The organism is Rhizobacter sp. P1_G5 (assembly GCF_056405435.1).
Genome location: NZ_JBFUCB010001135.1, coordinates 1 through 760, shown reverse-complemented (window position 1 = coordinate 760; position 760 = coordinate 1). Strand labels below are relative to the sequence as shown.

General features: G+C 50.3%; 1 protein-coding gene. It reads left to right on the top strand.

Translation table 11 applies throughout. The features are described 5' to 3' along the window. The first annotated feature begins 167 nt into the window (after nt 1-167). Nucleotides 168-623: a hypothetical protein gene (locus tag AC1D12_RS34555; protein ID WP_477845561.1), complete on the top strand. Its 456-nt coding sequence runs from the start codon at nt 168-170 to the stop codon at nt 621-623. Nucleotides 624-760 lie beyond the last annotated feature (137 nt).

The window sequence follows — 760 nt, the reverse complement described above, 5'->3', positions numbered from 1 at the left end:
ATCTCCAACTCAGCAGCAGCCAAACTGGTAGGGCTACGAGAGTTGGAGATTCGGTTGGCTCAAACGTAGAAGGCCTGCATGATCTCTGCCTGCTGGCAAGGATGTTGCATTTCAGGCTTGAGACTGTCGTCAAACGCTAGAATGTCGGCAAACCAGGAGAAAAACACATGGCTTTTATAACTGAATACATCCCTGAAGCGGACAAGAAAAAATACAACATAACGGACGATAGTAATTTTTACCGGGCTGGCTCAAGCGACTGGACAGTGGATAGGGGTCGTGGAATATTTTTGGTGCGGCGAACGGGCCCTACCCCAGAAGGCGTCCCGGGGCAAAATCATTGGGCCTTCTTTTGGGGTGGGAACTTGTTGGATGTATTGCTTGAAACGATCGATTCTGGAGGGGATTTTCGAGGCGGCAGTGGCTGGGAACATGACAGGGTCTTACGCATCGATGGTTTGAATCAGGAGTTGCAAGCCAAGCGAGAGCAAATCATTGACGATCTTCGGTCAGCCTTGATTTCCTACCGTGGAATGGGAGTTTTATCCACCCGGACCTCCTACGAAGTCACATTGGATACTTTGAACAAAAGATCGGCGATCTTGATCACCACAGCCATGTGAGATCACCTAGCGCAGGCGAAAATTTTTTCGGCAGCGTGGTCAGCAACGAGGAGATATGCGCAAGCGCGGCTTCGATTGGAAGAGTGTAAGACTGTTTTCATGTCAGCCCGGACGGAATGTGGGTGTCTGCATGAGGA

Excerpts from the sequence above, each read along its gene's own strand:
- AC1D12_RS34555 (WP_477845561.1), top strand. The coding sequence starts at position 168 with ATGGCTTTTATAACTGAATACATCCCTGAAGCGGACAAGAAAAAATAC.